Here is a 24,322-nt window from a genome sequence, read left to right as displayed (position 1 = left end):
GCCCCGCAGCGAGGGCGTCGTCCCCCTCCCGCGTGCGAGAGAGGGGGAAGCGGCGCAGCCGCTCAGGGGGTGTCTTAGTTCAACTCTTCCTTGCGGATGCGGTTGATAGGGGCCAGCACCGTGGGCAACTGCTGGATCTGCGCCAGGGCAGCATCCATGTCGCCTTCGCGCGTGGCGTGGGTCAGGATGATCAGGTCGGTCTGCGGCACGCCCTGGCTGCCTTCGCTGTCGCCGCTCACCTCGCCAGCCTCGCGCTGCAGCAGGGCATCGATGCTGATGCCGGCACCGGCGAGGATGCTGGTGATCTTGGCCAGCACGCCGGCTTCGTCGGCCACGCGGATGCGCAGGTAGTAGCTGGTGACCACCTCGCTCATGGGCAGCACGGGCAGCTCGCCACCTGCGGCGACCAGCGTGTTCGACTGGAAGGCCAGCGGGGGCACGCGGTGCTCGGGGTCGGCCGTGTGCAGGCGGGCAATGTCCACCAGGTCGGCAATCACGGCGCTGGCCGTGGGCTCGGAGCCCGCGCCCTTGCCGTAGTACAGCGTCGTGCCCACGGCGTCGCCATGGACGACGACGGCGTTCATCGCGCCTTCCACGTTGGCGATCAGGCGCTTGGTCGGCACCAGGCTGGGGTGCACGCGCAGCTCGATGCCCTTGTCCGTGCGCTTGGTGATGCCCAGCAGCTTGATGCGGTAGCCCAGTTGCTCGGCGTACTTGATGTCGGCCGCAGACAGCTTGGTGATGCCTTCCACATGCGCCTTGTCGAACTGCACGGGAATGCCGAAGGCGATGGCGCTCATCAGCGTGACCTTGTGGGCGGCGTCCACGCCTTCGATGTCGAAGGTCGGATCGGCTTCGGCATAGCCCAGGCGCTGGGCCTCCTTGAGCACCACGTCGAAGTCCAGGCCCTTGTCGCGCATCTCGGACAGGATGAAGTTGGTCGTGCCGTTGATGATGCCGGCCACCCACTGGATCTGGTTGGCCGTCAGGCCTTCGCGCAGCGCCTTGATGATGGGGATGCCACCGGCCACCGCCGCTTCGTAGGCCACCATCACGCCCTTCTCGGCGGCGGCCTTGAAGATTTCGCTGCCATGCACGGCCAGCAGGGCCTTGTTGGCCGTGACCACATGCTTGCCAGCGGCAATGGCCTCCAGCACCAGGGCCTTGGCAATGCCGTAGCCGCCGATCAGCTCGATCACCACGTCGATCTCGGGGTTGGCGATGATCTCGCGCGCATCGCCGACCACCTTGGCCGTGTCGCCCACGACGGAGCGTGCGCGTTCCGTATCCAGGTCGGCCACCATGGCAATCTCAATACCGCGGCCCGCGCGGCGGCGGATCTCTTCCTGGTTGCGCTGCAGCACGTTGAAGGTGCCGCTGCCCACGGTGCCAATGCCCAGAAGGCCTACTTGGATCGGTTTCATAAACTACTTGCCAGTCAAAAAATGCTGCGGCGCCCAGAGGGTGCGCGCCGGCAGCCGGTAAAAAGCGATGGTCGGCGCAAGGCCCTCTCCCCCGCCGGCCCCCGCACAGCTCAGCCGCGGTCCGTGCCGTGGCGCTTGCGGTATTTCTCGAGGAACACGGCCAGGCGGCGGATGGCCTCGCGCAGGTCGGTGTCGTGCGGCAGGAAGACGATGCGGAAATGGTCGGGGTGCGGCCAGTTGAAGCCTGTTCCCTGCACCAGCATGACCTTGGTCTCCTGCAGCACTTCCAGGAAGAACGCCTGGTCATCCTTGATCGGGTAGATCTCGGGGTCCAGGCGCGGGAACATGTACAGCGCGGCCTGCGGCTTGACGCAGCTCACGCCGGGGATTTCGGTGATCAGTTGGTAGGCCAGGTCGCGCTGCACGCGCAGCCGGCCGCCTTCCTGCACCAGCTCGTCGATGCTCTGATGCCCGCCCAGCGCCGTCTGCACGGCCCATTGGCCAGGCACATTGGCGCACAGGCGCATGTTGGAGAGCATGTTCAGGCCCTCGATATAGTCCTTGGCCGCCTTCTTGTCGCCCGAGACCACCATCCAGCCGGCGCGGTAGCCGCAGCTGCGATAGGCCTTGGACAGCGAGTTGAAGGTCAGCGTCAGCACATCGGTGGACAGGCTGGCCAGCGGCGTATGCACGACGTCGTCGTAGAGCACCTTGTCATAGACCTCGTCAGCGAAGATCACCAGGCCATGCTCGCGGGCCAGCGCCACGATGCTTTGCAGCAGCTGCTTGCTGTACAGGGCACCTGTCGGATTGTTGGGGTTGATGACGACGATGCCCTTGGTGCGCGGCGTGATCTTGGCGCGGATGTCGTCCAGGTCGGGCATCCAGCCGTTGGACTCGTCGCACATATAGTGCACGGGCGTGCCGCCGGACAGGCTGGTCACGGCGGTCCACAGCGGATAGTCGGGCGCCGGCAGCAGCATCTCGTCGCCGTCGTCCAGCAGCGCGTTCGTGGCCAGGCTGATCAGCTCGGATGCGCCATTGCCCAGGTAGATATCGTCCAGCGTCACGCCCAGGATGCCCTGGCGCTGGGTCTCATGCATCACGGCCTTGCGCGCCGCGAAGATGCCCTTGCTGTCCGAATAGCCTGCCGAATTGGGCAGGTTGCGGATCATGTCCTGCTGCACTTCCTCAGGAGCGTCGAAGCCGAACACGGCCAGATTGCCGATATTGAGCTTGATGATCTTCTGGCCGTCCTCTTCCATCTTCTTGGCCGCGTCCATGATGGGCCCGCGGATGTCATAACAGACGTTGGCTAGTTTTGCGGATTTGAGAACGGTTTTCATGCTGAGAATATGAAAGTGGCCGGCGCGGGCTTGCGGCCTTCATGCACGCCAAAGTGCCCCATGCACCCTGGTGAAACCTATAATTTGACCACAGTTCCGCAATGCAGCATCGCCCTGGCCCCGACCCATGTGGCGGCCACCCCCATCGCGCAGACCGCGCCACCCTCATCCATGAAATTCCACGCCGACAAATCCGAAGCACAGAGCATCACGGGCTATGGCCCCGGCTGGGTCGCTGTGGACCGGGAAAAGTTCGAACACAGCCTGCTTGTCGGCGCCAAAGGCCTGCGCCAGGCCTGGGACTGCGCCCGCTTCGAAGACCTGACGCCTGAGCATTTCGAGGCCCTGTCCCAGCTGGATGCAGAGGTCATCATCCTGGGCAGCGGCCAGCGCAACCGCTTCCCGCCAGCGGCCTGGCTGCGCCCGCTCATGGCCCGACGCATCGGCCTGGAAAGCATGGATACGCAGGCCGCGTGTCGCACCTACAACATCCTTGCCAGCGAAGGCCGTAACGTCGTCGCGGCCCTACTCTTGGAGTAGACTCCTGCCCCCCTGATTGGGAGAAATTCCGTTTTCAGGGTAAAATTGCAGGTTGCGGTTGGGGGCATTTCCGATAAAAGCAAAAACACAAACACGGCCCTCGGCATTTCAACGACTACACCCGAGAGATATAAGCGCATGGCGATCGTTGTCAACAAACCCCTTCCCGAATTTGAAGCCAACGCTACCGGCGGGATCAAGGTGACCAACACCTCCCACACGGGCCAGATTCTGATCCTGTATTTCTACCCCAAGGACAATACGCCTGGCTGCACCACCGAAGCCATGCAGTTCCGCGACAAGTACAAGGACTTCGTGAAAGCTGGCGCCACCGTGTTTGGCGTCTCGCGCGACAACATGAAGTCGCACGACGACTTCAAGGAAAAGCTGGAACTGCCGTTCGAGCTGATCGCCGATACGGAAGAGAAGATGTGCCACATGTTCGGCGTGGTCAAGAACAAGATCATGTACGGCAAGAAGGTGAAGGGCATCGAGCGCTCCACCTTCCTGGTCGGAGCCGATGGCCTGCTGGTGCAGGAATGGCGCGGCCTGAAGGTTCCCGGCCACGTTGACGAGGTGCTCAAGGCTGTCAAGACCCTGAAGGCATTGAAGCAGGCTGCCTGATAGCAACAATCCGACAGGTGACAGAGTGCCGGCCGACATATTCAGGCCGTCCGCCTATGCATAATGGGGCAATGCCTCTTAGCAAAGACGCTTTTCCCTGTCACCCCTCCAAAGCCGCCTCGGTTTCCAGGCGGCTTTGTGCTTTTTGATCCTTGTTGAGGAACGGTTCGTCCACCATGCCCCTGCCCCCCGCACCCGGCCGCCGTGCCGCCAAGCTCTCCCCCGAAGCCTTTCTTCCCGTGCGCGGTGCCCAGCACGCAGACCCCCTGCCCGCTGACGATCTTCCCGATGCAGTCGAGGCCGTAGCTGCCGCCGCGCCACGCAAGCGCAAGCCGGCCCCGGCCTCCGCCTCCAACACCACCGTCACAGCCGCAAAGCCCGCACCGGCACGCGGCCGCAACGCCAAGCCCGCATCACCGGCACCGGCTCCTGCGGCCGCGACTGCAGCCCCGGCCCATCGGCAGCGCCGTGCAACCGACAATTCCAACGCAACGGCAGCGCCGTCCAGCACCCGGTCGGCCAACAGGTCGGCCACGGAAGCCAAGCCGGCAGCACTGCTGGCAGCGCCGGTTCGCCCACGCCGCACGCGCACAGGCCCGAAGACGCTGTTCGTGCTCGACACCAACGTGCTGCTGCACGACCCGACCAGCCTGTTCCGCTTCGAGGAGCACGACATCTTCCTGCCCATGGTGGTGCTGGAAGAGCTCGACGGCCACAAGAAGGGCATGACCGAAGTGGCGCGCAACGGCCGCCAGGTCAGCCGCACGCTGGATTCACTGGTCGCCTCCCAGCCCTCCGAGACGCTGGACAAGGGCCTGCCGCTGAATGCCACGGGCCAGCGCAGCGCCACCGGCATGCTGTATTTCCAGACGGAACCGCTGGAGACCTCGTTGCCCGACAGCCTGCCCCAGGGCAAGGCGGACAACCAGATCCTGGGTGTTGTCGCCGCGCTGCGCAAGAAGTTCAGCGAGCGTGAAGTCGTGCTGGTGTCCAAGGACATCAACATGCGCGTCAAGGCACGCGCCCTGGGCCTTGCGGCCGAGGACTACCAGAACGACAAGGTACTGGACGACGGCGACCTGCTGTACGCAGGCGCCCTGGCCCTGCCCCAGGACTTCTGGGCCAAGGCCGGCAAGAACGTCGAAAGCTGGCAGGAAGGCGCCATCACCTACTACCGCATCAGCGGCGCCATCGTCGACCAGCTGATGATCAACCAGTTCGTCTACCACGAGGCACCGGGCGAGCCCAGCCTGTTCATGCGCGTGACCGAGATCCGCGACAAGACGGCCGTGCTCAAGACGCTCAAGGACTTCGGCAATCCCAAGTACGCCGTCTGGGGCGTCACGGCGCGCAACCGCGAACAGAACTTCGCGATGAATCTGCTGATGAACCCGGACATCGACCTGGTCACGCTGACCGGCACGGCCGGCACGGGCAAGACCCTGCTGGCCCTGGCCGCCGGCCTATCCCAGGTGCTGGACGACCGCCGCTACACCGAGATCATCATGACGCGCGCCACGGTCAGCGTGGGTGAGGACATAGGCTTCCTGCCCGGCACCGAGGAAGAGAAGATGGGCCCCTGGATGGGCGCCCTCGACGACAACCTCGAATTCCTGGCCAAGGGCGATGGCGGCAATGCCGGCGAATGGGGCCGCGCCGCCACCAACGAGCTGATCCGCAGCCGCATCAAGATCAAGAGCATGAACTTCATGCGCGGCCGCACCTTCCTGAACAAGTACGTCATCATCGACGAGGCCCAGAACCTGACGCCCAAGCAGATGAAGACCCTGATCACGCGCGCCGGCCCCGGCACCAAGATCATCTGCATGGGCAATCTGGCGCAGATCGACACGCCCTACCTGACCGAGGGATCGTCGGGACTGACCTACGCCGTGGACCGCTTCAAGGGCTGGCCCCACAGCGGCCACATCACGCTGGCGCGCGGCGAACGCTCGCGCCTGGCCGACTTCGCCAGCGAGGTGCTGTAAGCCATGGCGATCAGCTGGATCACGGCGCTGAAGCTGGTGCCCTGGGGCGATGTCATCGAGGCCACCCCCCAGGTCGTCAAGGCAGCCAAGAGCCTGCTGCGCAAAAAGGATGCGGAGCAGGCGGTCGGCGCGCAGCCGGCTGCGGCCGGCGAGCCGCTGGCAGCCCCGCGCTCGGCTGGCGAACAGGCTCTGCTGCTGATCCAGGCCCAGGAAGCCCGCATCACGCAGCTGGAGCAGTCACAGCGCCAGTCGCTGGAACTGATCGAGAAGCTGGCCGAGCAGAATGCCCAGATCGTGGCCACCGTGGGTGCGCTGCGCACGGGCGCCCAGCGACTGGCCTGGGCCTGCGCCATCCTCGGCGCCTGCGTGGCAGGTCTGCTGATCCATGCCTGGCGTACATAGACCGCCCACTGCAAAAAACCAAACGGCCCCTCGGGGCCGTTTTTCATGGAAAGCCTGAAAGCCAAGCGCTGCAATCAGTACTCGTCGCCACCACCGTAGCCCACGGCCAGGTTCTCGAAGCGCGTCTGGTTTTTCTGGAAGAACAGCTTGACCGTGCCGGTCGGGCCGTTACGCTGCTTGCCGATGATGACTTCGGCGATGTTGGGCTCCTTGCTGTCCTTGTTGTAGTAGTCATCGCGGTAGATGAACATGATGATGTCGGCATCCTGCTCGATGGCGCCCGATTCGCGCAGGTCGGACATCATGGGGCGCTTGTCGGTGCGCTGCTCCACCGAACGGTTGAGCTGGGACAGGGCAATCACCGGGCACTGCAACTCCTTGGCCAGCATCTTCAAGCCCCGCGAAATCTCGCCCAGCTCGGTCGCACGGTTGTCGGAACTGGCGGCCGAACCCGAGCCGCTCATCAGCTGCAGATAGTCGACCACGATCAGGCCCAGCTTGCCGCAGGTACGCGCCAGGCGCCGCGCATTGGCGCGCAGCTCCGTAGGCGACAGGCCGGGCGTCTCGTCGATGTGCAGGGACACCGTGCGCAGCCGCTCGATGGCCTCCGTCAGGCGCGGCCACTCGTCATCGTTGAGCTTGCCCGTGCGCAGATTGCCCTGGTTGACGCGGCCGATGGAGCCGACGATACGCACCGCCAGCTGGGCTGCGCCCATTTCCATGGAGAAAATGGCGACCGGCAGGCCTTCGTTGAGCGCCACGTGCTCGGCGATATTCACCGCAAACGAGGTCTTGCCCATCGAGGGGCGTGCGGCCAGCACCACCAAGTCGCCAGCCTGCAGGCCACTGGTCATGCGGTCCAGATCGACGAAGCCCGTGGGCACGCCGGTCACGTCCATGGGGTTGTCGGCCATCTCCTGGACACGGTCCAGCAGGTCCACCACCAGCGTGTCGAGCGACTGGAAGCCCTGCTTGTTGCGCGCCCCCTCCTCGCCGATGGCCAGGATCTTCTGCTCGGCCTCGTCAAGGATGCGGTCCACCGTCTTGCCCTGCGGATTGAAGGCATTGGTGGCGATGTCATCACTGGCCGTCACCAGCTTGCGCAGGATGGAGCGCTCGCGCACGATCTCCGCGTAGCGCCGGATGTTGGTGGCACTGGGCACGTACTGCGCCAGCTGGTTCAGGTACAGCAGGCCGCCAATTTCCTCGGCCTTGCCCATGCCCTGCAAATGCTCGTACACCGTGATCACGTCGGCCGGCTTGCTGGCATTGATCAGCTTGCCGATGGCCTCGTAAATCAGCTTGTGCTCATGGCGGTAGAAATCACCATCCACCAGCAGATCGCCCACGCGGTCCCAGGCACTGTTGTCCAGAAGCAGGCCACCCAGCACGCTGGACTCGGACTCCATCGAATGCGGCGGCACGCGCAACTGCGCGACCTGCTGGTCGCCAGCGGGCAGCAGCGGTGCGAACGCATCATCGAGATCGAGCGGGGGCATTACGGACGACATGGAATTCCTGGAGATGAGCCCGCCATCGTAGCGGCTGGCAAAAGGCCGCGCCACCCGGCGTCATCACCCGGGCGCGGCAAAGCAAAAAGCCGCCCGAAGGCGGCTTTTTGGTGATACGGGACAAGCCCCGGATCAGGAGTGGTCGCCGTAGACCGACACCGACACTTCGACGCTGACGTCGGTGTGCAGTGCCACGACCACGGTGGCGTCGCCCACGGTCTTGATGGGACCGTTGACCAGGCGAACTTGCGACTTGGCAACGGCGAAACCGGCCTTGGTCAGTTCTTCGGCGATGTCGGCATTGGTCACCGAACCGAACAGGCGGCCGTCAACGCCAGCCTTCTGGGTCAGCTTGACGTTCACGCCGTTGAGCTTTTCGCCCAGTTGCTGGGCAGCAGCCAGCTTTTCAGCCGCTTGCTTTTCCAGTTCGGCGCGCTTGGCTTCGAACTCGGCCTTGGCGGAAGCCGTGGCGCGACGGGCAGCGCCCGTGGGGATCAGGAAGTTGCGGGCGTAGCCGTCCTTGACCTTGACGATATCGCCGAGGCCACCGAGGTTCACAACCTTGTCGAGCAGAATGACTTGCATGGGTTGTATTCCTTAGATCTTGTGCTGGTCAGAGTAAGGAACCAGAGCCAGGAAGCGGGCGCGCTTGATGGCAGTGTTCAACTGACGCTGGTAGATGGCGCGCGTGCCGGTCAGGCGAGCGGGGACGATCTTGCCGTTTTCACCGATGAAGTCACGCAGGGTGTCCACATCCTTGTAGTCGATTTCTTCGACGCCGGCGACGGTGAAGCGGCAGAAGCGCTTGCGCTTGAACAGCAGCGACTGCGTGTTGCGCTTGGGGCGCTTGTCCTTGTTGAATTTCTTGAACGTGGCCATTTCTGGACCTCTTGAAAATTAGTTTTGTTGAATGTCCTGGATGTGAAGAACCAGCAATTTGCCGTTGCGGGGCGTTGCCAGGAAGCCTTGGAACTTCCACTGGCTGCCGAGCGCCTGGCGGGCCAGCTTTTCAGCCAGCGCGCCAAAGGCCACCGCCTTGACAGATGCCGTCACGCTGCGCTCGCTTCCCGCCTCTTTCTGCCGCGACGCATGCTCGAGTCGCAGTTCAAGGGCTGGCAGCCCTGCCGGCGTGTAGCGCAGTGCTTGAAGCTCTGCGATGGCGGCCGTCAGTACAACGTGGTTCTCCACTCCTTCAGGTTCTGACAGGGCTGGGCTCAGGCCTGTTCGGTCTGGCTGGCCTTGCGGGCCTCTTCACGCTCGACGGTCTTCATCATCGAGGAAGGAGCCGTATCGGCCTTCTTCTTCTGAACCGTCAGGTGACGCAGCACGGCATCGTTGAACTTGAAGGCATGCTCCAGCTCAGCCATCACAGCCTGGTCGGCTTCGATGTTCAGGCACAGGTAGTGGGCCTTGGCGAGCTTGTTGATCATGTAAGCCAGTTGGCGACGGCCCCAGTCTTCTTCGCGATGGACCTTGCCACCGCCAGCGGTGATCATGCCCTTGTAGCGTTCCAGCATGGCGGGAACCTGCTCGCTCTGATCCGGGTGGATCAACAAAACGATTTCGTAATGACGCATATCGACTCCTTTTGGGAAAACGCCGCCCACTGCGTCTTGTAGCGGTGCGGCAAGGCAAAGCATTGGATTCTAGCGCAGCCCTCTTCCATCTGTACACTTCGCACTGCCCGAGACCCCGGATCTGTGTGGGGCTTTTGCCCCGTCGCCCGGCTTTTGCCCTCACCGTGTACCTCTGCCGCGCGGATGCACATGCACAAAGCCCTTGAAAATACACCGATCCGCTCGCATCTCGATTCAAGATCGTGCAATCGCCTGGCCTCCAGTCTGGCGACCGCTTTGTTTTGTAGCTGAAGTCTCTATCCATGTCTGAACAAAACTCCAACCCCTTGCAAGACGCAGCCCCGGAAGAAATCGAAGCCGCCATGGCGGCCAATGCAGCCGACGAGCTGCAGCGCCTGCAGGCCGAGCTGGCCGAACTCAAGGCCAAGAGCGCCGAGCTGGCAGACCAGTTCCTGCGCGCCAAGGCCGAGGCCGAGAATGTGCGCCGCCGTGCGGAAGACGAAGTCTCCAAGGCGCGCAAATTCGGCATCGAGAGCTTTGCCGAAAGCCTTCTGCCTGTCTGCGACAGCCTGGATGCCGCCCTGGCCATTCAACAGGCCACGCCGGAACAGCTGCGCGAAGGCGCCGACGCCACGCTGCGCCAGCTGACCTCGGCCCTTGAGCGCAACAAGGTCGTGACCATCAATCCGGCTGCCGGCGAGAAATTTGACCCCAACCTGCACCAGGCGATCAGCATGGTGCCTGCACAGCAGGAAGCCAACACCGTGGTGTCGGTGCTGCAAAAGGGCTACCTGATCGCCGACCGCATCCTGCGCCCGGCCCTCGTGACCGTGGCCCAGCCCCAGTAAGCGGGCACTCACGGCAGCACTGACAAAAAAGGGGACAAGCCCCTTGAAGCTGCGCGAGCCGGCCACAAGTTAGCAGTCATTCAAACATTTCACAGAACGCGGAGAGAACTCAAAATGGGAAAAATCATCGGTATTGACCTGGGCACCACCAATAGCTGCGTGGCCATCATGGACGGCAACACCACGCGCGTGATCGAGAACAGCGAAGGTGCGCGCACCACGCCGTCGATCATTGCGTACCAGGAAGACGGCGAGATCCTCGTCGGCGCCTCGGCCAAGCGCCAGGCGGTCACCAACCCCCGCAACACCATCTATGCCGCCAAGCGCCTGATCGGCCGCAAGTTCGACGAGAAGGAAGTGCAAAAGGACATCGACCTGATGCCCTACACCATCTCGCGCGCCGACAACGGCGACGCCTGGGTGGAAGTGCGCGGCCAGAAGCTGGCCCCGCCGCAGATTTCCGCCGAAGTGCTGCGCAAGATGAAGAAGACCGCCGAGGACTACCTGGGCGAGCCCGTGACCGAGGCCGTGATCACCGTGCCCGCTTACTTCAACGACGCCCAGCGCCAGGCCACCAAGGACGCCGGCCGCATCGCCGGCCTGGAAGTCAAGCGCATCATCAACGAACCCACGGCGGCGGCCCTGGCCTTCGGCCTGGACAAGACCGACAAGGGCGACCGCAAGATCGCCGTGTATGACCTGGGCGGCGGCACCTTTGACGTGTCCATCATCGAAATCGCCGATGTGGACGGCGAAAAGCAGTTCGAAGTGCTGTCGACCAACGGCGACACCTTCCTGGGCGGCGAAGACTTCGACCAGCGCATCATCGACTACATCATCACCGAGTTCAAGAAGGAACAGGGCGTCGATCTGTCCAAGGACGTGCTGGCCCTGCAGCGCCTGAAGGAAGCCGCCGAGAAGGCCAAGATCGAGCTGTCGAACTCGGCCCAGACTGACATCAACCTGCCCTACATCACGGCCGATGCCTCGGGTCCCAAGCACCTGAACATCAAGCTGACCCGCGCCAAGCTGGAAAGCCTGGTCGAGGACCTGATCGAGCGCACCATTGCGCCCTGCCGCACGGCCATCAAGGACGCAGGCGTGTCCGTGTCCGACATCGATGACGTCATCCTGGTCGGCGGCATGACCCGCATGCCCAAGGTGCAGGAAAAGGTCAAGGAATTCTTCGGCAAGGATCCCCGCAAGGACGTGAACCCCGACGAAGCCGTGGCCGTGGGCGCCGCCGTGCAGGGCCAGGTTCTGTCGGGTGACCGCAAGGACGTGCTGCTGCTGGACGTGACACCGCTGTCGCTGGGCATCGAGACGCTGGGTGGCGTGATGACCAAGATGATCACCAAGAACACCACCATCCCGACGAAGTTCGCACAGACCTTCTCGACGGCCGACGACAACCAGCCTGCCGTGACGATCAAGGTGTTCCAGGGCGAGCGCGAAATGGCTTCGGGCAACAAGATGCTGGGCGAGTTCAACCTCGAAGGCATCCCGCCGGCCGCGCGTGGCGTGCCCCAGATCGAAGTGGCCTTTGACATCGACGCCAACGGCATCCTGAACGTGTCCGCCAAGGACAAGGCATCGGGCAAGGAAAACAAGATCACCATCAAGGCGAACTCCGGCCTGTCCGAGGAAGAGATCCAGAAGATGGTCAAGGACGCCGAGCTGAACGCCGCCGACGACAAGAAGAAGCTGGAACTGGTCCAGGCCCGCAACCAGGGCGAAGCTGCCGTGCACAGCGTCAAGAAGAGCCTGGGCGAGCATGGCGACAAGCTCGACGCTGGCGAGAAGACCGCCATCGAGAGCGCCGTCAAGGACCTGGAAGAAGCGCTCAAGGGCGAGGACAAGGACGCCATCGACGCCAAGACCACGGCGCTGATGACGGTCAGCCAGAAGCTCGGCGAGAAGATGTACGCCGATGCACAGGCAGCGGGCGCCCCCGAGGCAGCCGCCGCCGCAGCAGCCGCCGGTGCTGCAGGCGCCTCGGCCGGTGCTGCAGCCGCTGACGACAACGTCGTCGACGCCGAAGTCAAGGAAGTCAAGAAGGACTGAACCCAGCGCGTGGTCCCTTGACGACCGCTTGCCGCCGCGCTCGGCCCTGCCAAGGGGCTGACGCGGCGTTCCTGTTCTCACTGACTGGCTAGCAAACACCATGTCCAAACGCGATTTTTACGAGGTCCTCGGCGTTGCCAAGAACGCCTCGGACGACGACATCAAGAAGGCTTATCGCAAGCTGGCGATGAAGTACCACCCTGACCGCAACCAGGGGGATGCCGCACGCGAGGCGGAAGAGAAATTCAAGGAGGCCAAGGAGGCCTACGAGATGCTCTCCGACAGCAACAAACGCGCGGCCTACGATCAGTACGGCCACGCAGGCGTGGACCCCAACCGCGGCATGGGCGGCGGCGCAGAAGGCTTTGGCGGCTTTGCCGAGGCCTTTGGCGACATCTTCGGCGACATGTTCAACCAGGGCGGGCGGCGCGGCGGCGCAGGTGGCGGCCGCCAGGTCTACCGTGGCAACGACCTCAGCTATGCCATGGAGATCACGCTGGAAGAGGCTGCCCACGGCAAGGATGCGCAGATACGCATCCCCAGCTGGGACAGCTGCGACACCTGCCACGGCAGCGGCGCCAAGCCCGGCACCAGCGCCAAGACCTGCACCACCTGCAACGGCATGGGCAGCGTGCAGATGCGCCAGGGCTTCTTCAGCGTGCAGCAGACCTGCCCGCACTGTCGAGGCACCGGCAAGATCATTCCCGAACCCTGCACCAGTTGCGGCGGCCAGGGCAAGGTCAAGCGCCAGAAGACGCTGGAAGTGAAGATTCCCGCAGGCATCGACGACGGCATGCGCATCCGCTCCTCGGGCAATGGCGAACCCGGCACCAATGGCGGGCCTGCAGGCGATCTCTACATCGAGATCCGCATCAAGGACCACGACATCTTCGAGCGCGATGGCGACGATCTGCACTGCAACGTGCCCGTGAGCTTCATCACGGCGGCGCTGGGTGGCGAGATCGAGGTACCCACCCTCTCGGGCAAGGCGGCCATCGACATCCCCGAAGGCACCCAGGCCGGCAAGCAGTTCCGCCTGCGCGGCAAGGGCATCAAGGGCGTGCGCTCCAGCTACCCCGGTGACCTGTACTGCCACATCGTGGTCGAGACGCCCGTCAAGCTGACCGAGTACCAGCGCAAGCTGCTGCGCGAGCTGGAGGAATCGCTCAAGAAGGGCGGCGCCAAGCATTCGCCCAGCGGCGAGAGCTGGACCGACAGGCTCAAGAGCTTCTTCAGTTGATGCAGCACTGAGCCCCCAACAAAAACGCCTCTTCCGAGGCGTTTTTCATTGGTGCATCCTCAACAGGGCTCAGGGAGCGGGTTTGGCCTTCCAGGCCGCCGCCTGCCGCTCCGCACGTGCGCGCTCTGCCGCGCTCAGCGGCTGGGCCATGCTGTCGCGCTTGGCCGCCAGAGAGCTGTCCTTGCCCGCTGCCAGCAGCATCCAGAAATAGGCCTGCGACGGGCTGCGCTCCACGCCCTTGCCCGAGGAATAGAGGCTGGCCAGATTGGACTGCGCCAGCGCGTCGCCCTGCTGGGCGGCACGCTCCAGCCAGCGCGCGGCCTGCTTGTCGCTGGCAGGCACGCCCTGGCCATTGGCATACAGAACGCCCAGGTTGGACTGGGCTGCGGCACTGCCCTGCTCGGCCGCCTTCTCCAGCCAGTGTGCGGCCTGCGCCATGTCGCGATCGACCACGCCACCCTCGGCATAGAGCATGCCGGCGTTGAATTGCGCATCGACATGGCCCTGGCCTGCCGCCGCCACGAACCAGCGCAGCGCCTGCGCCACATCCTCGGCCACGCCCCGGCCCGTGGCATACATCACGCCCAGGCTGTACTGGCCGGCCGCCTCCCCCTGTTCGGCCGAGCGCTGGAACCATTGCACGGCCTGGACGGGATCCTTGGCGGCTCCGCGCCCTTCGGCAAGCATCAGGCCCAGGTTGTTCTGTGCCACGGCGTCACCCTGCTCGGCCGCCTTGCGATACCACTGCACGGCCTGCGCATCGTCGCGCACCACGCCACGGCCATTGGCGTACATCAAACCCAGGTCGGACTGAGCCGGCGCATAGCCTTGCTGGGCCGATTTCTCATACCACCGGGCGGCAGTCTCCGCATCCAGGGCAACGCCCTGGCCGCGCTTGTACAGCGAGCCCAGCGCGTACTGGGCGCTGGCCTCGCCCTGCTCGGCATGCTGCTGCAGCGCTGCAAGCTCGGCAGCGCTCAGGCCGGACTCACCCTTGGACGCGCCGCCACCTGCGGCTGCAGCTGCAGCCCCCGCTGCGGCAGCGGCGGCCGCCTTGGCAGGTGCGCTGCGGGTGGTGGCAGGTGCCGGCTTGCCCTTGGATCTGACGGCGGTCTTGCCTGTCGGCCTCGCAGCTGCCTTGGCCGCAGGCTTGGCCGGAGCCTTCGCGCCGCTCTTGGCCGTGTTCTTCGCCGGTGGCTGCGGCTTGGCAGACGCCGGGACGGCCATGCAGGACAGGGCTGCGGCCAGCAGCAATGACAGGCCTGCAGGCAGGGCTCGCAGGCCCGTCGGGTATCGATCGTTCATATGCTCTTATTTTTGCAGCAATCCATGCAGGCGACTGGCGCAAAGATTGACAAATTCTTTCAGTATGCAACCGGCGTTCCGGCGGGCATGGTTGCCCGCAGCCATCGCCATGAGGCATGACCCCCATCTCCATGAAATCGCACGACATCACCAAAGACATCGCGCTTGAAGATGACAGATCGATGACTTGTGCGAGAAAATCCATTCAACTTCTCCTAATGAGAAGCCTGAACCCCACCACATGAAGAATTCAGAGCGCAGTTTTGCACGGCGCATAGACCTTACCTCCTTGCAGCTGTTCGTGGCTGTCTGCGAACTTGGCAGCATCGGACGAGCGGCAGAGCGCGAGTTCATCGCCGCTTCGGCGGTGAGCAAGCGCCTGTCCGACCTCGAGGCCACCGTGGACACGGCCCTGCTGTATCGCCACAGCCGTGGCGTGACACTCACTCCTGCCGGCGAAAGCCTGCTGCACCACGCGCGCAACGTGCTGTATGGCCTGGAGCGCATGCAGGGCGAGCTGTCCGAGTACGCCGATGGCGTGCGCGGCCATGTACGCATCCACGCCAATATGTCGGCCATCGTGCAGTTCCTGCCGGAAGACCTGGGCGTCTTCGCGCGCAAGCATGGCCAGGTCAAGATCGACCTGCAGGAGCAGCTCAGCCCCGCCGTGCTGGCGGCGGTGCAGGAAGGCACGGCCGACATCGGCATCTGCTCCATGGCATACATGCCGCTGGGCAATGGCCAGGCCACTCCCGCGCTGCAGCACCGCCCCTACCGCGAGGACCGGCTGGTCGTCGTGGTGCCCGAGCAGCACGCGCTGGCGCACAGCGACAGCGTGGCCTTTGCCGATGTGCTCGAATGGGACATCGTCAGCCTGCAGGCCGGCTCCTCCATCAGCCTGGCCATGCGTGCGGCTGCGGCCCAGGCCGGGCATGCGCTGCACCAGCGCATCCAGGTCACCAGCCTGGATGCCATGTGCCGCATGATCGACAACGGCCTGGGCGTGGGACTGATCCCCGACCGCGCCTTCGAGCTCATGCACGGCGTGGGCCATCTGCGCGCCCTGGAGCTCAGCGACGACTGGGCACGGCGCGAGCTGAGCATCGTGGCGCGCGACTTCGACGCGCTACCCGTTACGGCCCGCCTGCTGGTCGAGCACCTGAGCCCGCCGGCCAGCGCATCCTGAAGGCCCCTTGGCCCCCGGATGCACATCCAAGAATTTCCCCACGACACCAACCATTCGAGAACGCCATGGGACGCACCCTCTACGACAAGATCTTCGACGAGCATGTCATCCACACCGAGGATGACGGCACCGCCGTCCTCTACATCGACCGCCACCTGGTGCACGAAGTCACCAGCCCCCAGGCCTTCGAAGGCCTGCGCATGGCCGGCCGCAAGCTGTGGCGCATCAGCTCCGTGGTGGCCACGGCCGACCACAACACACCCACCGACGGCTGGGAGCGCGGCTATGACGGCATTGCCGATCCCATCAGCAAGGAACAGATCACCACGCTGAACACCAACATCGGCGAGTTCGGCTCTGCGGCCTTCTTTCCCTTCATGGACAAGGGCCAGGGCATCGTCCACGTCATGGGTCCCGAGCAAGGCGCCACCCTGCCCGGCATGACCGTGGTCTGCGGCGACAGCCACACGTCCACGCATGGCGCCTTCGGCGCACTGGCCCACGGCATCGGCACCTCCGAGGTCGAGCACGTGATGGCCACCCAGACCCTGCTGGCCAAGAAGGCCAAGAACATGCTGATCAACGTCAGCGGCAAGGCGGCCCCCGGCATCACGGCCAAGGACATCGTGCTGGCCATCATCGGCAAGATCGGCACGGCCGGCGGCACGGGCTACACCATCGAGTTCGCAGGCGAGGCCATCCGCGACCTGAGCATGGAAGGCCGCATGACGGTCTGCAACATGGCCATCGAAGGCGGCGCGCGCGCCGGCCTGGTGGCCGTGGACGATAAGACCATCCAGTACGTCAAGGGCCGCCCGCTGGCCCCCACCGGCGCCGAATGGGACGCCGCCGTCGCCTACTGGAAGACGCTGCACTCGGACCCCGACGCAAAGTTCGACCGCGTGGTCGAGCTGCAGGCCAGCGACATCGTGCCGCAGGTCACCTGGGGCACCTCGCCCGAAATGGTGCTGGGCGTGGATGCCCGCGTGCCCGATCCCGACAAGGAAAAGGATGCCAGCAAGCGCGGCGCCATCGAGCGCGCGCTGACCTACATGGCGCTGGAACCCGGCAAGGCCATCGACGACATCTTCGTGGACAAGGTCTTCATCGGCTCGTGCACCAACAGCCGCATCGAAGACATGCGCGAAGCCGCCGCCGTGGTCAAGAAGCTGGGCCAGAAGGTGGCACGCAACATCAAGCTGGCCATGGTGGTGCCCGGATCGGGCCTGGTCAAGGAGCAGGCCGAGCGCGAAGGCCTGGACCAGATCTTCAAGGCGGCAGGCTTTGAATGGCGCGAACCCGGCTGCTCCATGTGCCTGGCCATGAACGCCGACCGCCTGGAGCCCGGCGAGCGCTGCGCCTCCACCAGCAACCGCAACTTCGAAGGCCGCCAGGGCGCGGGCGGACGCACCCACCTGGTGAGCCCCGCCATGGCCGCTGCCGCGGCCATCCACGGCCACTTCGTGGACATCCGCAGATTCTCCTGAACCCGCAACTGCCCCGCCAGCACACCATGAAGCCTTCCTTCTCGATCCTCCTGATCGGCCTGGCCTTCACCCTGGCCGCCTGCAATACCGTCAAGGGCATTGGCCAGGACGTGCAAAGCGCGGGCAGCGCCATCGAACGCGCCGCCCGCTGAACCCTGAATTCGATACTGCCATGCAACAATTCACCGTGCACAAGGGCCTTGTCGCCCCCATGGACCGCGAGAACGTCGACACCGACGCCATCATTCCCAAGCAGTTCCTCAAGTCGATCAAGAAGACCGGCTTCGGCGTGAACCTGTTCGACGAATGGCGCTACCTGGACCATGGCGAACCCGGCCAGGACCCGGCCTCGCGCAAGCCCAACCCCGACTTCGTGCTCAATCAGCCGCGCTATGCGGGCGCCTCCATCCTGGTCGCACGCAAGAACTTCGGCTGCGGCTCCAGCCGCGAGCACGCGCCCTGGGCCCTGGACCAGTACGGCTTTCGCGCCATCCTGGCACCCAGCTTCGCCGACATCTTCTTCAACAACTGCTTCAAGAACGGCCTGCTGCCCATCGTGCTGCCCGAAGCCACGATCGACATGCTGTTCAACGAGATCGCGGCCTTCCCCGGCTACGAGCTGACCATCGACCTGGACCGCCAGGTGATCGTGCGCCCGCAGGGCGAGGAAATCCCCTTCGACGTCATTGCCTTCCGCAAGTACTGCCTGCTCAACGGTTTTGACGACATCGGCCTGACCCTGCGCCATGCCGACAAGATCCGCGCCTACGAGGCCGAGCGCCTGGCCACCAAGCCCTGGCTGGCCCACACGCTGGTGCAGCGCTGATCGATCTCCACTTGCGCGCATCAATGGGCCGCAGGCGTTGCTGAACCAGCCGCCGGCGGCCTTCCACCATCCGAACAGTCTCTCAAAAGGAACACCATGAAAATCGCAGTCTTGCCCGGTGATGGCATCGGCCCCGAAATCGTTGCCGAAGCCGTGAAGGTGCTGGGCGCCCTGGGCCTGGACTTCGACATGCAGACGGCCCCCGTGGGCGGCGCTGCCTACGAAGCTGCCGGCCACCCGTTGCCCGAATCCACGCTGAAGCTGGCCATGGAGTCCGACGCCGTGCTGTTCGGCGCCGTGGGCGACTGGAAGTACGACACGCTGGACCGCCCGCTGCGCCCCGAGCAGGCCATCCTGGGCCTGCGCAAGCACATGGGCCTGTTTGCCAACTTCCGCCCGGCCATCTGCTATGCGGAGCTGACCCATGCCTCCAGCCTCAAGCCCGAACTGGTCGCAGGCCTGGACATCCTCATCATCCGCGAGCTGACCGGCGACATCTACTTCGGCCAGCCGCGCGGCCGCCGCGTGGCCACCGACGGCCACTTCCCCGGTGCCGAGGAAGCCTTCGACACCATGCGCTACTCCAAGCCCGAGATCGAGCGCATCGCCCACGTGGCCTTCCAGGCCGCGCAAAAGCGCAGCAAGCGCGTGACCAGCGTGGACAAGGCCAACGTGCTGGAAACCTTCCAGTTCTGGAAGGACGTGGTCACCGAGGTAGGCCAGCAGTACCCCGACGTGCAACTGGACCACATGTACGTGGACAACGCCGCCATGCAGCTGGTCAAGGAACCCAAGCGCTTCGACGTGGTGGTCACGGGCAACATGTTTGGCGACATCCTGTCCGATGAAGCCTCCATGCTCACCGGCTCCATCGGCATGCTGCCCTCCGCCTCGCTCAACGCCAAGGGCCAGGGTCTGTACGAGCCCAGCCATGGCTCGGCCCCCGACATTGCGGGCAAGGGCATTGCCAATCCGCTGGCCACCATCCTGTCGGCTGCGATGATGCTGCGCTTCTCACTGAACCAGGAGGCTGCTGCACAGCGTATCGAAGCCGCCGTGCAAAAGGTCCTGGCCCAGGGCCTGCGCACGGCCGACATCCACAGCGAAGGCACGACCAAGGTCTCCACCCGCGAGATGGGCGATGCCGTGGTGGCCGCGCTGGCCTGACGTCCACGACAGCCGCGAGCCTCCGGGCTTGCGGCTGCCCTGCCTGGCCAGGATTTCCCGAAACCAGGCAAAGCGTCAAAACAGACGTCTGCTTTTCGCCATTTCGACGAAGATATTCATCAAACAGACATTCTCTTTCCTGGCGTATTCGCTAGAATGACTGCTCTTATGTTTGCCGCCCGCCCGTTCCTCCTGCTGAACATTGCACCCGCCGCCCAGGCTGGTGTGGCCGTGCGCGCAATCACATCCACAACCATTACGACAATCAAAGGCTGACCCAGCCCGGTTCGTCGTGCGCCCTCACCTGGCCCAGACGAGCCGGGCGACAACAGTCTTGATCCAGCACTGTTTTCACACTGAAAGGGCGTTTCAAAAATGAGCAAGCAATTGGTAGGCCTGGTGGGCTGGCGCGGCATGGTCGGCTCCGTGCTGATGGACCGCATGCAGGCAGAGGGCGATTTCGACCTGATCGAGCCCGTTTTCTTCTCCACCTCCAACGCCGGCGGCAAGGCCCCGGCCATGGCGAAGACCCACACCGAGCTGCGCAATGCCAACGACATTGCCGAGCTGTCCAAGTGCGACATCATCATCACCTGCCAGGGCGGTGACTACACCAAGGAAGTCTTCCCCCAGCTGCGCGCCTCGGGCTGGAACGGCCACTGGATCGATGCCGCATCGTCGCTGCGCATGGAAGGCGATGCCGTCATCGTGCTCGACCCCGTCAATGAAGGCCTGATCCAGTCCAAGCTCGCCGCGGGCGGCAAGAACTGGATTGGCGGCAACTGCACCAACTCCATCCTGCTGATGGGGCTGGGCGGCCTGTTCAAGGCCGGTCTCGTGGAATGGGTCAGCTCCATGACCTACCAGGCAGCCTCCGGTGGCGGCGCCAACCACATGCGCGAACTGCTCAAGGGCATGGGCGTGGTGCATGCGGCCGTGGCCGACGAGCTGGCCACGCCCGCCTCCGCCATCCTGGATATCGACCGCAAGGTGGCTCAGACCATCCGCACCGATGTGCCCACCGAATTCTTCGGCGCGCCTCTGGCTGGCGGCCTGATCCCCTGGATCGACGCACAGCTGGACAACGGCCAGTCCAAGGAAGAGTGGAAGGGCCAGGCCGAGGTCAACAAGATCCTGGGCACGGAGCAGACCATTCCCGTCGACGGCCTGTGCGTGCGCATCGGCGCCATGCGCTGCCACAGCCTGGCGCTGACCCTCAAGCTCAAGAAGGACCTGCCCCTGCAGGAGCTGGAAGCCATCATCAAGTCCGGCAATCCCTGGGTGAAGTGGGTTCCCAACGACCGCGCCATCACCGTCAAGGAACTGACCCCTGCCGCCATCACCGGCGGCCTGGAAGTCGGCGTGGGCCGCGTGCGCAAGCTGAACATGGGCCCCGAATACCTGTCGGCCTTCGTGATCGGCGACCAACTGCTGTGGGGCGCCGCCGAGCCGCTGCGCCGCATGCTGCGCATCCTGCTGGCCGCCTGAGCACCGCCGGCTTGAGCCAACACAAAAAGCGCCATGTCCTGGCCCGGGACATGGCGCTTTTTTCGGCTTTAAACCCTGTGCGATTGGGCACAATGCCCAAGTCTCTTGTCCCCTGACTGTAGGCGGTTGCCTACAATCACCGAAGATACATTGTGTTTCTTCTCGTTGCCGTTCGACAACAACTGGCAGCGTTCACCGGCAACCAGACGCTTGCGATCCTATAGCGTGGCCGACAATGCGACCCAAGCACCTTGGTATATGGCGTGCCATCTATCCCCGGGTAAATTTCAATTACATGTGCAAACGCGGGCATCCTCACAATAACAATAGTGCCCGCCCAATTGCATCCACACAGGTTTGACGCTTTATGCATCGTTGGAAACTCTCTGTGCTGGCCGCTGCGGCCGTCGTCTCGGTCGCACTGCCCGCCTCCGAGGCCTGGGCACTGGCTCTGGGCCGGGTGAACGTGCAATCGGCCCTGGGCGAGCCCCTGCGTGCCGAAGTCGAAATCCCCCAGATCACGGCGGCTGAAGCCGAAGGCCTGCGCGTGGGCGTGGCCTCTCCCGGCGTCTTCCGCACCCAGGGCATGGAGTACAACGCCACGGCCAGCCAGGTGCGCGTCAGCGTGCAGCGTCGCGCGGACGGATCGGCCGTGCTGCGACTCACAAGCACCCAGCCCGTCAACGAGCCCTTTGTCGATCTGGTGATCGACGCCAGCTGGGCCTCGGGCAACCTGCAGCGCAACTACACCCTGCTGCTGGATCCGCCCACCCTGCAAAAGCTGCCGCCTGCCGTGACGGCTGCGGCCCAGGCCTCCGCCCCCGAACCGGGCGCCGCACCGCGCCGCGCCGCGCCGGCCCCCTCGCCAGCTGCCGCAGGCAACACCGAGGAAAGCCGTCCAGCCCCTGCTCCAGCAGCCCCGCGCCGGAGCACCGCATCAGCCCGCGAGCGCGCTGCTGCAGCGCCGGCGCCGTCCGAAGCATCCGAGGTCCGCATCAAGACCGGAGACACGGCTGGCCGCATTGCCGCCGCCCACCTGCCCGCAGGCGTTTCGCTGGACCAGATGCTGGTGGCCATGCTGCGCTCCAATCCCAAGGCCTTCATCAACGGCAATGTGAACCGCATGCGCTCCGGCGCCGTGCTCACCGTGCCTGACGAGGCCACGGCACAGGCCACCTCGCCGCGCGAGGCGCGCCAGATCGTTGCAGCCCAGTCCCGGGATTTCAACCAGTTCCGCCGCCAGCTGGCCAGCGCCGCACCGGCCGCGCCCGTGGCATCGGCCAATCGTGAAGCATCGGGCAGCGTCCAGGCCCAGGTAGAAGACCGCAAGCCCTCCACCGCCGCACCCGACAAGCTCACCCTGTCCAAAGGTGCTGTCAAGGGCGTGGAGGCAGACGAGCGCCTGGCCAAGCAAAAGCAGTCCGACGACCAGGCATCGCGCACGGCCGAACTGCAGCGCAACATGTCCGAGCTGAGCCAGATCGCCGCCGCCGCCAAGCCCGCCGAAGGTGCTGCTGCAGCACCTGCCTCGGCAGCCAGCGGCACGGCAAACGGCGTGGCTGTGCCGGGCGCGCCGACCGTGCCTGCAGCGCCTGAAGCTGCAGCGCCCCAGACAACGCCCCCGGCCCCGGCGGCGACTGCCGACGCAGCCGCTGCGGCCGCTGCCGCCACCGCTGCTCCAGACGCCGCAGCCAATGCTGCCGGCCCGGCAGCGCCCGCGGCAGAAGCCGTACCCGCCACGCCCGCTCCTGCCGAGCCGCCGAAGCCCAAGCCGGCACCCGCCCCCGTCGCACCGGTCGCCGAGCCCAGCTTCATCGATACGCTGATGGAAGATCCCACCATCCCGCTGGCCGGCGCCGCCTTGCTGGCCCTGCTGCTGGGCTATGGCGGCTACCGCGTCATGCAGCGCCGCCGCGCTGCCGCAGCCTCCAGCGAAAGCGCCTTTGGCGACAGCCAGCTCGCGGCCGATTCCTTCTTTGGAGCCAGTGGCGGCCAACGCGTGGATACCGGCACATCGAGCCAGCTGTCGGGCACCTCCATGCACTACTCGCCCAGTCAGCTCGATGCCGGCGATGTGGACCCCGTGGCCGAGGCCGACGTCTACCTGGCCTATGGCCGCGACCTGCAGGCAGAGGAAATCCTCAAGGAAGCCCTGCGCACCGATCCCAGCCGCACCGCACTGCACCAGAAGCTGGCCGACATCTACGCCAAGCGCCATGACCGCAAGGCCTTCGAGGCCGTCGCGCAGACCCTGCACGGCCTGACCCAGGGCAAGGGCGTGGACTGGCAGCGCCTGGCCGACCAGGGCCGCATCCTGGACCCGGAAAACGCCCTCTACCAGCCTGCCGGCGCCGCGCCCCTGTCTGCTGCCGCCGTTGCCGGCGGCGCCGCAGCGGCAGCTGCCGGACTGGCGGCCGCCTCGCTGGCCAGCCGCCCCCTGGACATGGAGGCGCACCGCGAAGGCCCTGCCACCCTGCCCATGGACCTGGACATGGACCTCAACATGGACCTGCCCGGCGGCCTGGCCGACGCCAGCCTGCCCGCGCAGCACGCCAGCCCGCTGCCCGCACCGGCCCCCATGCCCAGCGAACAGGACTTCGCTGCGCTGGAGCCCACGCTGCGCGCACCACTGGAGCCCATGCAGCCCGCAGCAAGCGAGGCGCCTCGCATGGATCCCCGCGTGGAGCCGCCTGCTGCATCGCTGGACATGCCCGGCTTCCAGCCCACGGCCCATGCCTCGCTGACGGATGCCCTGAACCACAGCAGCGCCATGAGCGACATGCAGCCGACCGAGATGCTGCCGCTGGACATGCCCGTCACACGGCAGGTCACGGACAGCTTCCCGGCCACCGAACCCTCGCCCCTGACCGGTTCCACCACGGACGACAGCCACGCCAGTACCGATTTGCTGTCGCTGGACGCCATGGAGTTCAACCTGGAAGACCTGGGCACCGAGGCGCCAGCCCAAGCGCCGGCAGCAGCGCATTCCGGCGGCGTGCTGGAAACGGCGGCCAAGGCCAAGCCGGAACCGGCCGAATCGCTGGAATTCGACCTGGGCAGCCTGTCCCTGGACCTGGGCAATGACGCCCCCACGGCCGCAACGCCGCCTTCGGCGCCCGAAGACCCGCTGGCCACCAAGCTCGCCCTGGCCCAGGAATTCAATGCCATCGGCGACAGCGACGGAGCCCGTACACTCATCGAGGAAGTGATCTCCGAGGCCCACGGCGATCTCAAGGCCAAAGCCCAGCGCCTCCTTGCCGAGATAGACTGAAGCCCGACGGCGCCTGCCCAGGCGCCGC

The 24,322-nt window shown here is 65.1% G+C and carries 22 protein-coding genes; 14 read left to right on the top strand and 8 right to left on the bottom strand.

Annotated elements, in window-relative coordinates:
• Positions 1–74: 74 nt before the first annotated feature.
• Together AAN986_RS07120 and AAN986_RS07115 are read right to left on the bottom strand one after the other, a co-directional pair.
• Positions 75–1,424, bottom strand: coding sequence for a homoserine dehydrogenase (locus tag AAN986_RS07120; protein ID WP_016447749.1), 1,350 nt, complete (start codon positions 1,422–1,424; stop codon positions 75–77).
• Positions 1,425–1,534: 110 nt separating this feature from the next.
• A complete protein-coding gene (locus AAN986_RS07115; RefSeq protein WP_016447750.1) occupies positions 1,535–2,770 on the bottom strand; it encodes a pyridoxal phosphate-dependent aminotransferase in 1,236 nt (411 codons plus the stop codon).
• A 171-nt stretch (positions 2,771–2,941) separates the two neighbouring features.
• On the opposite strand from AAN986_RS07115, the gene AAN986_RS07110 reads away from it, so the two are divergent.
• The 4 genes from AAN986_RS07110 to AAN986_RS07095 all read left to right on the top strand — a co-directional run bounded on the left by AAN986_RS07110 (position 2,942) and on the right by AAN986_RS07095 (position 6,324).
• On the top strand, positions 2,942–3,310 hold the full coding sequence (locus tag AAN986_RS07110) for an Mth938-like domain-containing protein (protein WP_017407848.1): 369 nt from the start codon (positions 2,942–2,944) through the stop codon (positions 3,308–3,310).
• 138 nt (positions 3,311–3,448) lie between these two features.
• Positions 3,449–3,934, top strand: coding sequence for a peroxiredoxin (locus AAN986_RS07105; protein ID WP_012207021.1), 486 nt, complete (start codon positions 3,449–3,451; stop codon positions 3,932–3,934).
• A gap of 176 nt (positions 3,935–4,110) precedes the next feature.
• Positions 4,111–5,922: a PhoH family protein gene (locus AAN986_RS07100; RefSeq protein ID WP_047217378.1), complete on the top strand. Its 1,812-nt coding sequence runs from the start codon at positions 4,111–4,113 to the stop codon at positions 5,920–5,922.
• A 3-nt stretch (positions 5,923–5,925) separates the two neighbouring features.
• Positions 5,926–6,324 (top strand): hypothetical protein, encoded by a 399-nt coding sequence (locus tag AAN986_RS07095; RefSeq protein ID WP_016447753.1) that lies wholly within the window; start codon positions 5,926–5,928, stop codon positions 6,322–6,324.
• 74 nt (positions 6,325–6,398) lie between these two features.
• Here AAN986_RS07095 and dnaB read toward each other — a convergent pair whose 3' ends face one another.
• The 5 genes from dnaB to rpsF all read right to left on the bottom strand — a co-directional run bounded on the left by dnaB (position 6,399) and on the right by rpsF (position 9,412).
• Positions 6,399–7,835 carry a replicative DNA helicase gene (gene dnaB, locus AAN986_RS07090; protein ID WP_016447754.1) on the bottom strand — a complete coding sequence of 479 codons (1,437 nt, stop codon included), beginning with the start codon at positions 7,833–7,835 and terminating at the stop codon, positions 6,399–6,401.
• A 132-nt stretch (positions 7,836–7,967) separates the two neighbouring features.
• Positions 7,968–8,420 (bottom strand): 50S ribosomal protein L9, encoded by a 453-nt coding sequence (gene rplI, locus AAN986_RS07085; protein WP_016447755.1) that lies wholly within the window; start codon positions 8,418–8,420, stop codon positions 7,968–7,970.
• A gap of 12 nt (positions 8,421–8,432) precedes the next feature.
• On the bottom strand, positions 8,433–8,714 hold the full coding sequence (rpsR, locus tag AAN986_RS07080) for a 30S ribosomal protein S18 (RefSeq protein WP_012207026.1): 282 nt from the start codon (positions 8,712–8,714) through the stop codon (positions 8,433–8,435).
• An 18-nt stretch (positions 8,715–8,732) separates the two neighbouring features.
• Positions 8,733–9,023, bottom strand: coding sequence for a primosomal replication protein N (gene priB, locus AAN986_RS07075; RefSeq protein ID WP_016451191.1), 291 nt, complete (start codon positions 9,021–9,023; stop codon positions 8,733–8,735).
• A gap of 26 nt (positions 9,024–9,049) precedes the next feature.
• A complete protein-coding gene (gene rpsF, locus AAN986_RS07070; protein WP_012207028.1) occupies positions 9,050–9,412 on the bottom strand; it encodes a 30S ribosomal protein S6 in 363 nt (120 codons plus the stop codon).
• 302 nt (positions 9,413–9,714) lie between these two features.
• On the opposite strand from rpsF, the gene grpE reads away from it, so the two are divergent.
• From grpE to dnaJ, 3 genes are all read left to right on the top strand, one after another.
• Positions 9,715–10,260, top strand: coding sequence for a nucleotide exchange factor GrpE (grpE, locus tag AAN986_RS07065; protein WP_016447757.1), 546 nt, complete (start codon positions 9,715–9,717; stop codon positions 10,258–10,260).
• A gap of 114 nt (positions 10,261–10,374) precedes the next feature.
• Positions 10,375–12,324, top strand: a complete 1,950-nt coding sequence (gene dnaK / locus AAN986_RS07060; protein WP_016447758.1) for a molecular chaperone DnaK — start codon at positions 10,375–10,377, stop codon at positions 12,322–12,324.
• 100 nt (positions 12,325–12,424) lie between these two features.
• On the top strand, positions 12,425–13,564 hold the full coding sequence (gene dnaJ, locus AAN986_RS07055) for a molecular chaperone DnaJ (protein ID WP_017405356.1): 1,140 nt from the start codon (positions 12,425–12,427) through the stop codon (positions 13,562–13,564).
• Positions 13,565–13,633: 69 nt separating this feature from the next.
• Here the strand turns inward: dnaJ and AAN986_RS07050 are convergent, their stop codons facing one another.
• Positions 13,634–14,869, bottom strand: a complete 1,236-nt coding sequence (locus AAN986_RS07050) for an SEL1-like repeat protein (protein WP_241150318.1) — start codon at positions 14,867–14,869, stop codon at positions 13,634–13,636.
• Between the two features lie 241 nt (positions 14,870–15,110).
• On the opposite strand from AAN986_RS07050, the gene AAN986_RS07045 reads away from it, so the two are divergent.
• The 7 genes from AAN986_RS07045 to AAN986_RS07015 all read left to right on the top strand — a co-directional run bounded on the left by AAN986_RS07045 (position 15,111) and on the right by AAN986_RS07015 (position 24,294).
• A complete protein-coding gene (locus tag AAN986_RS07045; RefSeq protein WP_016447761.1) occupies positions 15,111–16,055 on the top strand; it encodes a LysR substrate-binding domain-containing protein in 945 nt (314 codons plus the stop codon).
• Between the two features lie 65 nt (positions 16,056–16,120).
• Positions 16,121–17,542 (top strand): 3-isopropylmalate dehydratase large subunit, encoded by a 1,422-nt coding sequence (gene leuC, locus AAN986_RS07040; RefSeq protein WP_047217380.1) that lies wholly within the window; start codon positions 16,121–16,123, stop codon positions 17,540–17,542.
• 26 nt (positions 17,543–17,568) lie between these two features.
• Positions 17,569–17,694, top strand: coding sequence for an entericidin A/B family lipoprotein (locus AAN986_RS07035; protein WP_012207035.1), 126 nt, complete (start codon positions 17,569–17,571; stop codon positions 17,692–17,694).
• 20 nt (positions 17,695–17,714) lie between these two features.
• Positions 17,715–18,368, top strand: coding sequence for a 3-isopropylmalate dehydratase small subunit (gene leuD / locus AAN986_RS07030; RefSeq protein WP_016447763.1), 654 nt, complete (start codon positions 17,715–17,717; stop codon positions 18,366–18,368).
• 96 nt (positions 18,369–18,464) lie between these two features.
• Entirely contained in the window at positions 18,465–19,535 is a 1,071-nt protein-coding gene (gene leuB, locus AAN986_RS07025; protein ID WP_016447764.1) for a 3-isopropylmalate dehydrogenase, read from the top strand.
• Between the two features lie 375 nt (positions 19,536–19,910).
• Positions 19,911–21,023: an aspartate-semialdehyde dehydrogenase gene (asd, locus tag AAN986_RS07020; RefSeq protein WP_012207038.1), complete on the top strand. Its 1,113-nt coding sequence runs from the start codon at positions 19,911–19,913 to the stop codon at positions 21,021–21,023.
• A 367-nt stretch (positions 21,024–21,390) separates the two neighbouring features.
• Positions 21,391–24,294: a FimV/HubP family polar landmark protein gene (locus tag AAN986_RS07015; protein ID WP_241150319.1), complete on the top strand. Its 2,904-nt coding sequence runs from the start codon at positions 21,391–21,393 to the stop codon at positions 24,292–24,294.
• The last annotated feature ends 28 nt before the right edge of the window (positions 24,295–24,322 follow it).

It is taken from the genome of Delftia sp. DS1230 (assembly GCF_040112715.1).
Taxonomy (GTDB): Bacteria; Pseudomonadota; Gammaproteobacteria; order Burkholderiales; family Burkholderiaceae_C; genus Comamonas; species Comamonas tsuruhatensis.
Note: the sequence above shows the minus strand (reverse complement) of the source record. Positions and strands in the feature narration are given on the sequence as shown.